General features: G+C 41.8%; 15 protein-coding genes. 10 read left to right on the top strand and 5 right to left on the bottom strand.

All coding sequences use genetic code 11. The features are described from left to right. Nucleotides 1–2: 2 nt before the first annotated feature. The 9 genes from rseP (at nucleotide 3) to G563_RS0130355 (ending at nucleotide 7,497) form a co-directional block, all read left to right on the top strand. Nucleotides 3–1,313, top strand: coding sequence for an RIP metalloprotease RseP (rseP, locus tag G563_RS0130315; RefSeq protein WP_028668642.1), 1,311 nt, complete (start codon nucleotides 3–5; stop codon nucleotides 1,311–1,313). 33 nt (nucleotides 1,314–1,346) lie between these two features. Further along, nucleotides 1,347–1,859 carry a DUF6702 family protein gene (locus G563_RS36285; protein WP_028668643.1) on the top strand — a complete coding sequence of 171 codons (513 nt, stop codon included), beginning with the start codon at nucleotides 1,347–1,349 and terminating at the stop codon, nucleotides 1,857–1,859. Nucleotides 1,860–1,971: 112 nt separating this feature from the next. Then, the gene (gene rpmI / locus G563_RS0130325; protein WP_028668644.1) at nucleotides 1,972–2,166 is read left to right on the top strand and encodes a 50S ribosomal protein L35; all 195 of its coding nucleotides are present in this window, start codon (nucleotides 1,972–1,974) and stop codon (nucleotides 2,164–2,166) included. A gap of 153 nt (nucleotides 2,167–2,319) precedes the next feature. Further along, nucleotides 2,320–2,664: a 50S ribosomal protein L20 gene (rplT, locus tag G563_RS0130330; RefSeq protein ID WP_028668645.1), complete on the top strand. Its 345-nt coding sequence runs from the start codon at nucleotides 2,320–2,322 to the stop codon at nucleotides 2,662–2,664. 103 nt (nucleotides 2,665–2,767) lie between these two features. Continuing rightward, the gene (locus G563_RS0130335) at nucleotides 2,768–3,211 is read left to right on the top strand and encodes an HYC_CC_PP family protein (RefSeq protein WP_028668646.1); all 444 of its coding nucleotides are present in this window, start codon (nucleotides 2,768–2,770) and stop codon (nucleotides 3,209–3,211) included. Between the two features lie 77 nt (nucleotides 3,212–3,288). Next, a complete protein-coding gene (locus G563_RS0130340; RefSeq protein WP_028668647.1) occupies nucleotides 3,289–3,870 on the top strand; it encodes a helix-turn-helix domain-containing protein in 582 nt (193 codons plus the stop codon). Between the two features lie 75 nt (nucleotides 3,871–3,945). Continuing rightward, complete coding sequence (locus G563_RS0130345) at nucleotides 3,946–4,731, top strand: heavy-metal-associated domain-containing protein (protein ID WP_084651015.1); 786 nt, start codon at nucleotides 3,946–3,948, stop codon at nucleotides 4,729–4,731. A gap of 12 nt (nucleotides 4,732–4,743) precedes the next feature. Then, a complete protein-coding gene (locus G563_RS0130350) occupies nucleotides 4,744–6,990 on the top strand; it encodes a TonB-dependent receptor (protein WP_028668649.1) in 2,247 nt (748 codons plus the stop codon). A 153-nt stretch (nucleotides 6,991–7,143) separates the two neighbouring features. Beyond that, nucleotides 7,144–7,497, top strand: a complete 354-nt coding sequence (locus G563_RS0130355; RefSeq protein WP_028668650.1) for a heavy-metal-associated domain-containing protein — start codon at nucleotides 7,144–7,146, stop codon at nucleotides 7,495–7,497. A gap of 285 nt (nucleotides 7,498–7,782) precedes the next feature. Here the strand turns inward: G563_RS0130355 and G563_RS0130360 are convergent, their stop codons facing one another. Next, nucleotides 7,783–10,242 (bottom strand): alpha/beta hydrolase-fold protein, encoded by a 2,460-nt coding sequence (locus G563_RS0130360; RefSeq protein ID WP_028668651.1) that lies wholly within the window; start codon nucleotides 10,240–10,242, stop codon nucleotides 7,783–7,785. A 235-nt stretch (nucleotides 10,243–10,477) separates the two neighbouring features. Here G563_RS0130360 and G563_RS0130365 point away from each other — a divergent pair, with 235 nt between their 5' ends. Further along, nucleotides 10,478–10,669: a cold-shock protein gene (locus G563_RS0130365; RefSeq protein WP_028668652.1), complete on the top strand. Its 192-nt coding sequence runs from the start codon at nucleotides 10,478–10,480 to the stop codon at nucleotides 10,667–10,669. Between the two features lie 244 nt (nucleotides 10,670–10,913). Here G563_RS0130365 and G563_RS36290 read toward each other — a convergent pair whose 3' ends face one another. The 4 genes from G563_RS36290 to G563_RS0130385 form a co-directional block, all read right to left on the bottom strand. After that, a complete protein-coding gene (locus tag G563_RS36290; RefSeq protein ID WP_051211301.1) occupies nucleotides 10,914–11,246 on the bottom strand; it encodes a hypothetical protein in 333 nt (110 codons plus the stop codon). Between the two features lie 131 nt (nucleotides 11,247–11,377). Next, on the bottom strand, nucleotides 11,378–12,202 hold the full coding sequence (locus G563_RS0130375) for a ZIP family metal transporter (protein WP_028668653.1): 825 nt from the start codon (nucleotides 12,200–12,202) through the stop codon (nucleotides 11,378–11,380). Between the two features lie 43 nt (nucleotides 12,203–12,245). Beyond that, the gene (locus tag G563_RS0130380) at nucleotides 12,246–13,826 is read right to left on the bottom strand and encodes an arylsulfatase (protein WP_051211302.1); all 1,581 of its coding nucleotides are present in this window, start codon (nucleotides 13,824–13,826) and stop codon (nucleotides 12,246–12,248) included. A 15-nt stretch (nucleotides 13,827–13,841) separates the two neighbouring features. After that, nucleotides 13,842–14,681 (bottom strand): SMP-30/gluconolactonase/LRE family protein, encoded by an 840-nt coding sequence (locus G563_RS0130385; protein ID WP_229598590.1) that lies wholly within the window; start codon nucleotides 14,679–14,681, stop codon nucleotides 13,842–13,844. Nucleotides 14,682–14,789 lie beyond the last annotated feature (108 nt).

Below are 14,789 nucleotides of genomic sequence, written 5' to 3' on the forward strand. Positions count from 1 at the left end.
GAATGGAAATTTTAGTAATGGTAGGACAGTTGATTTTAGGGCTGTCGATTTTAGTAGGATTACATGAATGGGGACACCTCATCACCGCTAAGATGTTTGGAATGAGAGTCGAAAAATATTTTATTGGTTTTCCACCCAAAATCTGGTCTATCCAAAAAGGAGAAACTGAATATGGCGTAGGAGCCATACCACTAGGGGGATTTGTGAAAATCTCTGGCATGGTGGACGAATCGCTCGATACCAAAAACCTAAGCGCAGAACCGCAGCCTTGGGAGTTTCGTGCCAAACCCGCTTGGCAACGCCTCATCGTAATGCTTGGGGGAATCATTGTCAATGTCATCACGGGCGTCATTATCTTTATAGCTATTACTTATTCAGAAGGATACGACTATTTTGCTACCAAAGATGTCAACAAATATGGAATCGTGGCGCACTCACTTGGCAAAGAAATGGGGCTTCGTACTGGTGACAAAATCGTGGCTATCAACGGGAAGCCTTTCGACGATTTTGCCGAAGTTCGCAAAGTGTTTCTCGAAACCAACAGCTACTACACGGTAGAGCGCAACGGTCAACGCCTGGACATATACGTGCCCAATAATTTTATTGAAAAAATCAGCGATAAGAAAAATGCAGGTGAGTTTATTGACCCTATTTTTCCGTTTAAAGTAGGAGAGCTCGTTCCTGCGATGCCAGCTCAAAAAGCCGGACTGAAGAAGGGCGACAAGATTGTCAAAGTAAATGAAACTCCTATTGTTTTTTATCATCATATTCAGGAAGCATTGAGCCAAAACAAAGGCAAAAAGGCTACCTTGACCGTAGAACGTGCGGGTCAGACCTTGACTTTGCCCGTAGATGTTACCCCCGAAGGTACTATCGGATTTGTTGCCGACAAAGACCTCAAAGTCACTCACATAGACTACTCATTGGGCGAGTCGGTAGCAGTAGGTACCAAGCGTGCCTTTAGCGTAGTAACCGACAATATTCGCGGATTTGGGAAAATCTTCCGTGGCGAAGTATCGGCTTCTAAAGCATTGAGCGGCCCTATTGGTATTGCACAGATGTTTGGAGGCATTTGGGACTGGAGTCGGTTCTGGTTTCTTACGGGCTTGCTTTCGATGGTATTGGCTTTTATGAATATTTTACCAATTCCAGCCCTTGACGGTGGTCATTCGGTATTGTTGATTTATGAAATGGTGACAGGCCACAAGCCTTCCGATAGTTTTTTGGAAGGTGCCCAAAAAGTAGGTATGGTGATTTTGTTGGGATTGATGGTATTTGCCTTTGGCAACGATATTTTCAAACTCTTCCGTTAACGATTTTTAATAATGCGTCTGTTAGTCTTAAATTTGAAAAATACCCCTTCAAACCTCTCCAAACTTGGAGGGGTATTTTTCGTTTTATTGAGTTTATTTGCTTTTCACGCTCATGATTTTCATACGAGTATTGCACGGGTGGATTATAACGCCAAAGAAAAATCGTTTGAAGTGAGTATTAGGGTATTTACGGACGACCTCGAAAAAGCCCTTTCAAAAGACAACGGTGGGCAAAAATTTGTGGTCATCAACAACGACAAAAATGACCCTTTCATCGAAAAGTATATCCGCAAGCACTTTGCACTTTTGACCGCTAACAAGCAGAAGAAAAACTATAACTACCTAGGCAAAGAACAGGAAGCAGATGCCACTTGGATATATGTGGAGGTTCCAACCCAAGAATCTATTTCGGGTTTTGCAATTCAAAACTCCATCATGCACGACCTCTTCGACGACCAAATCAACCTCGTCAATCTCAACTACCAAGGCCAAAAGAAGTCTTATATTTTCAAAAAAGACCAAGCAACCTTGACGTTAGGGATTTAATTATACCAAAGGTGCGCAGGTAAAACTATTATAGTTTAGGATTTTGTGTAAAAAAACCCTATCTTTGCACCCCAAATTTTTTACTTTTTCAATTACTTAAAAGTTCAGTATCATGCCAAAGGTTAAAACCAATTCAGGTGCCAAAAAGCGTTTTAAAATGACTGGCACTGGTAAAATCAAGCGTAAACACGCTTTTCACAGCCATATTCTTACCAAAAAATCAACTAAACGTAAGCGCAACCTCGTTGGCTTTACAGTAGTTGACGATACGAATATGGACCGCATCAAATTGATGCTCAAAATCTAAGTTGTTTGTTAATCGTTATTTGAGTCTTACGACCGATAGCCACTAACTCATAACTACTAACAACAGTGCGCAAGCACAGGTTACATTGTTTCACCCGATTGTTGGTAATACAAGTGCTTCAATGCCACCAACTGTCAAAAAACTAACAAAACTATGCCACGTTCAGTAAATCACGTAGCTTCGCGGGCTCGCCGCAAAAAAATCTTAAAATTGGCCAAAGGTTATTATGGCCGTCGTAAGAATGTTTGGACAGTAGCAAAAAATGCCGTTGAGCGTGGTCTCGCTTACGCATATACTGGCCGTAAACAAAAGAAAAGAAATTTCCGCGCATTGTGGATTCAACGTATCAACGCTGCTGCTCGCCAAGAAGGATTGTCTTATTCGGCATTGATGGGCAAAGTACACGCAGCTGGTATCGAATTGAACCGTAAAGTGCTTGCCGACCTTGCAATGAATCACCCTGAGGCATTTAAGGCGGTTGTCGAAAAAGTAAAATAATTTGGAAAAAGCGAGGCGCAAGTCTCGCTTTTTTTTGCTTTATATTTTTGGGGGTTCATTCAAAAACTTGGAACATTCCTGATTTTTTTGGAGTTTTGTAAACATGAAGCACACTTTTCGCAAATATTTCACCATTTTCATGGCCCTCGTACTCCTTACGGCTAGTACAGGTTTTGGTGTCATTGAGCATCACTGCATGATGCGCGGAAAGTCTTTGCATTTGGCCGCTATCAATCAGCATCCTAGCGATTCTTGTCAACACAGTTCAAGGAAAGCAGCAATATCTGCCCAAGCAGCGATTCAAAAGCAAGATTGTTGTGAGGAAGTCCGAAGCTACGAAAATGTAGAAGTCTCCTCTTCACTTATACAATGGATAGCCAAATTCCTCCAAGTTGCGACCGATGCCGTCATTGGCGCGCTTGTGGCGGTATTTCAAGCCCTTGCCGAATTGCTATTTCCCTCGGCTAGTTCTGCTCTATCCTCTTCCTTCTCCTCTATTTTCCACGGCCGAAGTTTGCTCGTGTTCGTGCAGTCATTTTTGATTTAGAAATAGCATTCAGAGGTATACCTAAGTTGCACTTAGGGCCTTTCGGTGTTTATCTATCTCAATAAAATGACTAAGCAATGTCCACTTTATTTCATATAAAAAACATGGTCTGCGACCGCTGTAAGCACGTGGTCAAAACCGCTTTTGAGAAAGCAGGCGCACAAGTCACCCGCGTAGCACTCGGCGAGATCGAAACAAGTTCCTCCCTTTCGTCTAGCCAACTCAAAAGCTTAAACGAAACTCTACACTCCTTTGGCTTTGAGATACTCGACGATAAAGCGAGCCGTACCGTAGAAAAAATCAAAACACTACTCCTCGAACTCATTCATCATCAGTCGATTGTATCTCCCAAAATCAATTACTCAGATTATATTTCAGAAGCCCTCCACCGGGACTACAGTGGATTGAGTAGTCTGTTTTCATCCCAAGAAGGAATAACGATTGAACAGTACATCATTCGCCAAAAAATTGAGCGGGTCAAAGAACTACTCATGTACGACGAGCACAGCCTAAGCCAAATCGCCGATACTCTCCAATACAGTAGCGTGGCGCATCTATCGACTCAGTTTAAGAAAGTGACGGGCCTCACTCCTAGTCAATACAAGCAGTCGGCAGTGAATCAACGTCGGTCGTTGGATTTGGTTTCAAAAAACATATAAAAACCATCCGAAATTGTATAAGCGTTTTGACTTAGCTCACCGATACCTTTGTATCGAACAAAAACAACTCATGCAATGGAAACATTAATCAAAAATAAATACCAAGTATCAGGCATGACTTGCGAAGCCTGTGAATATAAAGTAAAAACCGTGTTGGCGGGAATAGAAGGTGTACAAAACGTGGATATTGACCTTAAAACGGGAGAAACAACGATTGAGTCAGACCGTAAAATTCCCATTACTGAGCTAAAAACAGCTTTAAAACCCCATTCAAAATACCAAATCGAACGTAGCTTTCCACTCACGCAAGCACCCAATGCTCCTACTTCAGTAGTTCAAACTCCTGTCGTGGAAGAAGCTGCCCCTTCCGTCTGGACTACTTACTATCCTCTTTTTTTGATTGCGTCGTTTATCGCTTTGGTAGCTTTTCTCACGGCTTTCGACAATCATATCTTTACGCTTGATTCTTTTGGCCTGAATACCTTCTTACACAATTTCATGACGGGCTTCTTTTTGTTATTTAGCTTCTTTAAACTACTCAATCTCAAAGACTTTGCAGATAGTTTTGCGATGTATGATCTGCTGGCAGCCCGTTCACGTTTTTATGCCTTGGCTTATCCCTTTATTGAATTAGGGCTAGGTATTGCGTGTTTGGTACATTTTCAGCCTCAACTCACCTATATTGCCGACATTGCTATCATGGGCTTTGGAGCGCTGGGAGTGGTCAAAAGTGTCTTAGACAAACGTAAGATTCGGTGTGCGTGTTTGGGCGCTGTATTCAATCTACCAATGAGTACAGTTACCATTATCGAAAATTCAATCATGGTTTCCATAGGAGCTATTTTACTGATTATGAACTAGATATGTACAGCCATGAAAACATTATTGTTGATATTTGTTTTTTTTACTGGACCTTTTTTGCTCCTAGCGCAGCGCGTGACAGGAACGGTATATGAGCGCACTGAAGCAGGTATAAAATCCCCTTTAGTAGGCGTCAATGTCTTTTGGACCGAGACTTCTTTAGGAACGGCCACTGATAGTTTAGGAAAATTTGATATTCCACGTTCGGCCAAATCCAACCGTTTGGTGATAAGTTATATTGGCTTCAAAACAGACACTCTAAAAGTATCATCAGAAAGCAATTTTGAGATTGTGATGAAAGCCGAAGGACAACTCGGCGAAGTAGTCGTACGGGGTTCCTCTTCTCAAATAGACCGTTTGAATCCTATACATACCGAAATCATCACCACCAAAGCCCTTGCCAAAGCCGCGTGTTGTAATTTGTCGGAGAGTTTTGAAACCAACGCCTCTGTTTCGGTCAGCTATAGCGATGCTGTAACGGGTGCCAAACAAATTCAGTTTTTGGGATTGGGAGGGCAGTACGTTCAAACCAACGTCGAAAATGTCCCAACGATTCGGGGCTTAGCTTCTACTTTTGGGCTTAATTACATTCCCGGTACGTGGATTCAGTCGATTGATGTGGCCAAAGGTGCAGGCTCTGTCGTAAACGGCTATGAAAGTCTAACGGGTGCTATAAATGTGGAACTTGTAAAACCTGACGCCCGCGAAAAACTCTATTTCAATGCCTATGTTAACCATTTAGGAAGGGGAGAAATCAATTTCAATCTTAATCAAAAACTCTCTGACAAATGGTCAACGGGCTTTTTGACCCACGCTAGCACCCTCCAAAACCGCGTTGACAACAACGGCGATGGATTTATGGATTTGCCACTTTATACGCAGTTCAACGGCGTAAATCGTTGGCAATACAAAAGCGATAAAATTATGGCTCAGTTTGGCATCAAAGCTTTGACCGAAAATCGTGTTGGAGGACAGACAGGCTTTAATCCTTCCGAACATCGAGGAACCACCAAATTGTATGGATTCGGTAATCAAACTAACCGCATTGAGCTTTTTTCAAAAACCGCTAAGCTTTATCAAGACAAACCTTACAAAGGGCTAGGATTAGTGCTGAATGCCTCAATGCACAATACAGATTCGTATTTTGGTTTGGCTAACTATGATGGTCGTCAACGAACCTTGTACGGGAATTTGATTTATCAATCTATCATTGACAATACCAATCATCAATTTAAAACGGGGGTTAGTTATCTGCTTGATGATTACCATGAAACTTATAAAGACAGCCTAATGACACGAACCGAATCGGTACCGGGTGCCTTTTTTGAATACACTTACAATCACCTTGATAAGCTCACCCTAGTAGCGGGACTACGCGCTGATTATCACAATTTGTTCGGAGCGTTTGTAACACCGCGCTTGCATTTGCGTTGGCAACCTCTCGAACACACCACATTGCGGTTGTCGGCAGGACGTGGTCAACGTACCCCCAATGCTTTTGCCGAATATTATGGATATTTAGTAAGTGGGCGCAAGGTGAGCTTCTGGGGCAGTCGCATTCAGCCTGAAGTTTCATGGAACTATGGTATCAGCCTCACCCAAACCTTCCATTGGTTTGAAAAACACTGGGATTTGGTGATAGATTATTACCGAACAGATTTCCAAAATCAACTCATTGCAGATACAGATTATGCTACTCGCCAAGCTTCGTATTTGTATTTTTATAACTTACAAGGGAAGTCCTATTCAAACAGTTTTCAGATTGAACTTAACACCCTACTCTCCAAACGTACGGAAGTCAAACTTGCCTATCGCCTCTTTGATGTATGGCAAACAATGGGACAGCCTTTTGGGCATGGCACCCTCCAACAACGGATGATGGTTCCGCGTGACCGAGTGCTGTTCAATATCGGTTATGCGCTTCCCTATGATAAATGGAAACTGGACCTGACAGTACAATGGAACGGCAAAGCTCGTATCACGAATCCTCTCCAATCACTGGAAGCTACCCTTGATGGTAAGCCTAGTATGCCTACTTTGTTTTCACAATCATTTATGAACATCAACGCGCAAGCTTCTCGCGCTTTCAAGAAGTTTGAGGTGTATTTGGGAGGAGAAAACCTAGCCAATTTTCGACAACCTACCCCTATCATCAATGCACAAGACCCTTTTGGCAAGTATTTTGATGCAGGACAAACTTGGGGTCCTGTGGTAGGGCGGGTTATTTATGCAGGTATCCGTATCAAAGTAAAAGATTAACTCAAAACTTTAAGTAATTGAGCAAAAATAGACTTTCCAAGTTTAGGTCTATAAAAATCTGAAAGTCAACAGATTAAAAACTTAAAAAGTCTAAAATTCCAAACTTTAATAATCAACACTTTTTATTTATTAACCAACAAACCATTCAACACAATGAAACAATTGACATTCATTTTTGCCTTAATACTCGGAGTGGTATTTAGCACCGTTGCCAACAAGCCTGGTAAAGAGAAAGAAGTAAAAATCAAAACATCGGCAGTATGTGATGATTGCAAAGAACGTATTGAGAAAAACCTAACCTTGAGTAAAGGTGTGTTTGAGGCTATTCTCAATTTGGATGATAAAATAGTGACAGTGAGATATAATCCTAAAAAAACGAATGAAGCAACTATTCGTAAAGTGATTACGGATACTGGCTATGATGCCGACAATCTACAATGCAATCAAACGGCTCATGACAAACTACCAACATGTTGCCAAAAAGGCAATGAGTCTCATGCCCACTAATATAAGTGGCATGAAAGATTGGATTTTTTGCAAGAAAGGCTACTAGAATACCCCAATATTTGACTTCTCCGAAGTCCTTTGCTTTTTTTCGGACTTATTTGCTACAAACTTTATGCCTCTCCGAGGCAGGAATGTCTTGTAGCTTCGGAGAAGTCAAACATTTGTAGAGTGAATCTCTCAACAACAAGGGACTTGGGAGAAGTTAAAGCTAACTAGCTTTTGACTATAAATCTTAAGTCTGTTAGGCTAGTTAACTCCTGTCTATTTTATTTCAAACAGGCATTTTCACTGCGCTTTTACAATATCTGCTTGATCCAATTGCCAATTGTTATTAAAAAATCCAGCCATCTTTACGCCAGCTGTTCCTTCTTTTAACATACCGGTTCCGAATATAAAATAGTCAGGGAACCCACTTCCACCCGTAAAGTATTGATTTGATTCGGTGGCCAACATACCCGCCAACCCAGAGCCGGTAATTACGGCCACCGAAGCCACAGGGCTATCAGGACGAGGATAGGTAAAATACGCCCCTATGTTATCTCCTGTGAGTGTTTCGGTTCCTACCTTGATACTACCTCTTTGTACTTGAATAGGGCTTTGACTTAGTAAAGACGCCCAAGTGCTGTTGGTAGTTGCATTTCCAAAGATTACTACCCCACGGTCGGCATAGGCCGATGCCGAAAATTCTTTATCCGAAACAACATCTACCGCACCATTGCCACGATAATACCACGTCTCGGCATCATAACGCGCCTTGTTGTAGGCCCATTCGTTTTCTTCTTTGGTGCCCGTAGTTCCGTACACAAACACCATTCGATGGTTGAAAGCCGCTTTGAATGTACCATTACGATGTGAGCCTTTATGCGTAAGGGACGGTTTTTCAGAAGAAGCCCATTTTTCTGTTTTGGTAAAGTACAGAGGGGTGTCTCCTAATACACAACTGCTGCATACTTCGGTACCATCCAAACTTAGTTTAAATGCCGTTCCTTTGGGAAACGCACCGGGAAGTATCATAAACGTCTGAACGTTTTCGGTAGTTACCACAATACTCTTATTGACGACATTGCGTTTGGCTTGGATACGGCTATAATTGAGCGGTTTTTGCTGCTGCTCAATACCTGCCCAATGATAATTTGAAGAAATCGCGGGATTTGCGGTAGTAAAATCTATCACATCCAAATCCTCCACCTTAGGGCTGCGATGCCACTTAAAGAAATCAAACAAAGGATCCCAGTCTACGCTATGGTCTCCGTACCAATGCGACCCGTTGGGGTATTCATAATAAGAGAAATCATTGTGAAAAGCACCGAGCGTATTTCGCATCGTGCGGGCGTATTCGACCGATACAGTACGGTCGGCATCCCCATGTAAAATATACACCCCACTTGCTTTATAATTACGGGCTAGCTCCATCACATTACTTTGATTGCTAGCACGGAGCAACATTTGTTCTATTTTGTTGGTACTATTTTCGGGGATTTTACCGTCGGCAGAACCATAGCCCATCAAGGTAGGATAGCCCGCACAAGGGGCAATACCCGCCCATTTGCCGGGATAAGTTGCGCCCAAATACCAGGTTCCATGCCCCCCCATCGAGTGTCCTGTGAGGTATATCTTTTGGGGATGAGGTTTGAATTTGTTTTTACCAATTTCGAGTACTTCCAACGCATCCAAACGCCCCCAATCTTCCCAATTGAATCCCCTCGGGCGGCGGTTGGTAGGTGCAATCAAAGTCCCCCAATCTTTGGGTTTGTAAGCTCTAGCTTGGCCAATTGCCTCTACTCCCGCCCCATGTACCGACAAAAACAAAGAAGCAGTATCGGTATGTCCGCCTTTTTGTGGAGCAACCCCATAGTACTGTACACTTCCATCGATAGCACTCACAAAAGTCCCACTATAATGCTCACTGTTGTTTACGGCTTGCAGCGTGATTGTTTTTTGATCTACGTTTTTGCCATTTTGTATCAACGTAAGCTCACAGGCAATTTCTCCTTTTTGAGAAACAGCACTTGCGTCCATCTGAAAACCTACCTTGCGGGAATTGAAAGCGGTAATAGCAGGTACATTAGTAATTACCTCCTTGCCCTGAATGTTAGCCTTGATTTGGAGGTTAGAGACCGCTTTGTCGGTAAGATTAAATAACACAATCCCTCCCAAAAGCGGCTGCGTTTTTTCTTGCAATACTATATAAGGCAGCGTAATATCAGGCGTACTCAAAAGGATATTTTTTTCAGGGAAAATCAATTCAGCCGTTACCCCTTGGAAGCGCCCGCCCATGCCTACACGGACTAAGATTTCGTTGAGTCCTTTTTTGAGTTTTACAGGACTATACATATATCCATAGCGATTGGCATCACCTCCGCGTGGTACGCCATTGAGATACAACCCTGCTTGTCCGGCTACATGCAGCAATGCTACTTTTTCTTTGGGGGAGTTGTAAGTCAGATAAAGATAACCATTGCTCATTGCGGAGCTTCTAAATCTTTTTGAAGTATCTGCCACCACTTTTTGCCATTTAAGTTCTTGTCCTTTGGCATCAGTCAAGGCGGTTTTCCCCTCGGCAGGAGTTACAAAGGTTTTTTGAATAATTTGATACGTAACTTGGTCAGTGTATATCGCTTCTCGTCCATATTGATGACATGGCCCCACTACTAGCCCTTCAGTAAAGGCATAATTGTCCTGGGCAAGGCCATTTGTCACACACATAAGCCACAGAAAGCAGCAGATATAAAGATTTTTTTTCATAGGGAGTGGAGTTTTTAATTTTTTTTAAAATATCAACAAATATAAGATTTTTGCTGATATAAACCCTCTTTCTCGCTTTTTATCTTAGCCCATCTCGAAAATTACAGAACATTTTTTTCAAATCATCGGCCTTTTAAGCACTATTTGCTGCATTAGAAGTATTATTTTAAAATATAATTAGGTATTACCAATTAATACTCCTACCTTTAGAACCTAATATTTTAAAGAAAGCATAATGCAAGAAGGTACAGTAAAGTTTTTTAATGACACCAAAGGATTTGGTTTTATTACACCATCAAATGGTGGTCAGGACATTTTCGTTCACGTCACTGGTCTTAGTGAAGATATTCGTGAAAACGACAATGTGTCTTTTGACGTTGAAAATGGAAAAAAAGGTTTAAATGCCGTTAACGTGAAAGTTATCTAATTTTACCCATAAAAGTCATTTTGTGCAAAGAGTCATTTCCAACCTGGGAATGACTCTTTGCTTTTGACGCCTACTAGATTCTTAAGACATATTTCGCTCCAAGGACTTTCATCCCTACTTCAAAAAACTTTGAGAAGCATTCAATAAAAAAAGCTGCTTATAAAACAGCTTTCATGAAAATGTTTAGTATTTGTTAACTAACTAGCAATAAGGCATTGTGAGATTATCCACAATCAAATAAGAACTACTCAGTCACTAAAGCTTTGACCTTAGTTTCACTGTTTTTTTTCTCTTTTTTAGGTTTTGAATCCTCTTTGTCTTTTTTTACTTTGGAGTTTGCTTTTTCTGTGGTCTTTGTTGCTTTCTCAGCTTCTTTCAGGGCTTTTTTAGCAGCAGCTTTTGCTTCTTCTTCTTGAACTTTGACCTCCTTCTTTTTGATTTTAGCAATCTTCTTTGCCAATTTTAAGGATGCTTTATGGATAGCTTTAGCAGCTTTTTTAGAGGTATTTTCACTCACTACCGCAGCTACAATTTTCTGAGCTACTTCCTCTAGGTTTGTTTTTTTCTCTGATTTCATTGTGATTATGTACTTGGTAATTATTAAAATAAAAAAATCTACAAATACATAACTAAAAAAATGAAAAAACAAAAATATCGTGTTATATAAATGTTAAGTTTTAAGCTATCTCCTCTTCCTATCACTCTTCCCTACCCCAAAGCTACATCTAAAATCATCATGACTACAAACCCGCCAATAAACCCAAGCACTGCCACATCAGTGTACTTATCTCGTTGAGTTTCGGGTATTACTTCTTCTACTACTACGTATATCATTGCGCCCGCCGCAAATGCCAACGCAAACGGCAGCACAGGCTGCATATATATCACCGCTATGGCTCCCAATACACCCGCTACCGGCTCCACAATCGCCGACAACTGCCCGTACCAAAAGCTCTTCCAGCGACTTACGCCATTACGTCTCAGTGGCATAGCCACCGCAAAACCTTCGGGAAAATTTTGAATCCCAATACCTATCGCCAACGTAATAGCCGCCGGCATCATTTCGTCGCCTGCTCCAATAGCCGCCGCTCCAAACAATACTCCTACGGCAAGACCTTCGGGGATGTTGTGCAATGTAATCGCCAAAAGCAACAAAGTAGTTCGGTGCCATTGGGTTTTCATGCCTTCCCGCTCATTGTCGCCGAAGTTGATGTGCAAGTGCGGGGTAAATTTGTCGAGGAAATAAATAAACAACGAACCCAACACAAAACCCACTGCTGCGGGCATCCACGGCATGGTCGGAAATAGTTTTTCGGCTTGCTCTATACTAGGTGCTAAAAGGGACCAAAAACTAGCGGCCACCATTACACCACCCGTAAAACCCAGCATAGCATCTAGTATACTACGAGGCATATTTTTAAAGAAAAAAACCAAAGATGCCCCAAGTGCTGTCACAAGCCACGTAAAGGTAGTAGCAATAAGGGCCGAATATACGGGTCCTATTTCTCTAAATGTATTTTCTAATTCTTGCATCCTGATATTGTATTTGCCTGAGAATCTATCTTTTGCTTCTTCACTACTTGAGGGATGAAACCCCCATTTTTTGGCTCCAATTTTCGTATAGCTGTCTTAATTCTAGCACTTTTTGTGGCATTGTAGAGGCCAAATCATGCAATTCTGAACGGTCTTTTTCCATATCATAAAGTTCCCATTTTTTGACATCTTTCGACCATACCAATTTCCATTTGTCTTGTCTGATCGCTCTACAATCAAAATGCTCCCACGCCACAAACTCATGAGGGGTTCGCTTTTTGCCCTGCAAAATAGGAACCAAACTTTTGCCTTCTAATGGTTTGATGGTATTTTGTTGATACATGGTCGGATATTTTGCTTTTGCCAACTCCAAACAAGTAGGCATAATATCCATAATATGACCCACTTGGTTGGTTTGCAGAGATTTGGGTATCATCTTAGGAAAATGTACAATCATCGGCGTAGCAATACCTCCTTCATGCGTAAATTGCTTATAAAGCCGAAAGGGAGTATTGCCCAATGCAGCCCATTCTTTTCCGTACGCAGTGTAAGACCCTCTATCGCCCGTTGGGGTAGTAAGTGAGACGTCATAGGCTGTTTCTCCCAAGTCTTTTTTGGCTCTGCCATCTAGCACTTCTGCGCAAGCGCCATTGTCTGACAGAAATACAATCATGGTGTTATCGAGTTGGCCATTTGCTTTCAATTTCTCCACGATTTTGCCGACTCCTGCATCCATTTTGCTTACCATAGCGGCATAAGTAGCCATTTTCAAATCCCACTCGGCATGATTGGGTGCTTTATCCCAGTCGGGGATTTGAGGCTCTTTAGAAGACAACCCAAAATCCTGTGGAAAAAGTCCCAAAGCACGTTGTTTAGCGTGGCGCTCTTCTCGTAATTTGTCCCACCCTTTTAAATATTTACCACGGTATTGTGCTATATCTTCGGCGGGTGCATGCAGAGGCCAATGAGGTGCAGTATAGGCAACATATAATAAAAAGGGTTGTTGTTTATGATGGGCTTGCTCGATATATCCTACGGCTTTATCCGTAATGGCATCTGTCAAATAAAAGTTTTTGGGAATGCGGTAAGGCTCATTATTTTCTAAAATAAGACGATTGGGTAATAATTCATAGTAGCTATTGGCCCCACTAATGAGGCCAAAATAGTGGTCAAAACCACGTTGTAAGGGCCAATCGGGGCGTTCTTCTCCTACATGCCATTTGCCTGACATAAAAGTCTGATAACCTGCCGTTTTCAAAACCTCAGCGATAGTGACCGTTTGCCTACTGAGCCACCCTTGATTGGCCTCTTCATGACTACGGTCTTTGACGGTATTGACCACCATCCGTCCCATACCTGCCTGGTGCGGATATACCCCCGTAAGCAAAGACGCTCGACTTGGGCAACAGCGAGCGGCATTGTAAAACTGCGTAAACTTGGCTCCATTCGCCGCCAAACGATCAAGATTAGGCGTTTGGATTTCGGAGCCATAGCATCCTATATCGCTAAAACCCATGTCGTCTACCATGATGATAACAAAATTGGGACGACTCTCTTTTTTTTGTGCTTGAGCTAAGATGGTCATCATTAGCCCACACCATAGCCATGCTATTGTTTTTTTCATAGCGTAAGGTTTGAGTTATTCAACCCCTTTTACTTGCATGTTGAGGGTATAAATCGATTCGGAAGCAGTGATAAAAAGCATCTTACGGTCTTTCCCACCAAAGCAAACATTGCCTACCCAACCTGATGGCACAGGGATTTGCTCTATTTTTTGGCCACTTGGATCATATACTGTCACTCCTTTGCCAGTGATATAGAGATTGCCCTGATTGTCGAGAGTCATGCCATCAGAGCCTTGAGCTACAAAGAGTTGCCGATTGGCAAGGCTTCCATCCGCGCTGATTTCGTACTTATAGGTTTTATTGTCACGAATATCAGCTACATAGAGGTATTTCCCATCGGGCGTCCCTACAATACCGTTGGGTTGTTTAAGATTGTCGTCCACGACAATAGCCTCTTTTTTACCTTTTGGCAAATAATACACATTTTGTTTCTCCATTTCGGGCTTTTTACGTTCCCAATAATCGCGCTGATAATAAGGATCGGTAAAATAAATCCCACCTTTCGCATCAATCCACAAATCATTGGGTCCATTGTGTTTTTTGCCTTGGTAATCACTCAATAACACGGTAATTTTTTTCTTTGGGGAAATCGACCAAAGCTCGTTGTTTTGGTCGGCACAAGAAATAATATTCCCTTTTTTATCAATGTAAAGACCATTGGAACGACCCGTTTTGTCCATAAAAAGCGACAATTCACCCTCAGTATCGTATTTCCAGATTTTATCGTTGGGTTGGTCAGTAAAATAGATGTTACCTTTTTTGTCAACGGCAGGCCCTTCCGTAAACTTAAATTGCTTAGAAACTTGCTTCAAGCTCGCCCCTTCTGCAATCAATTTGCTTGTCTGTGAAAACATAACGTGAGAAGATAGTAAAGTAAAAGACAAAAAAATCGAAGTTTTGATTGAATAACGCATAGGAAGTGTTTTTTGGGCATATAAGGACAGAGTTGCTTCAATTTACTA

The sequence above is a fragment of the Runella zeae DSM 19591 genome, assembly GCF_000423565.1.
Lineage (GTDB): Bacteria > Bacteroidota > Bacteroidia > Cytophagales > Spirosomataceae > Runella > Runella zeae.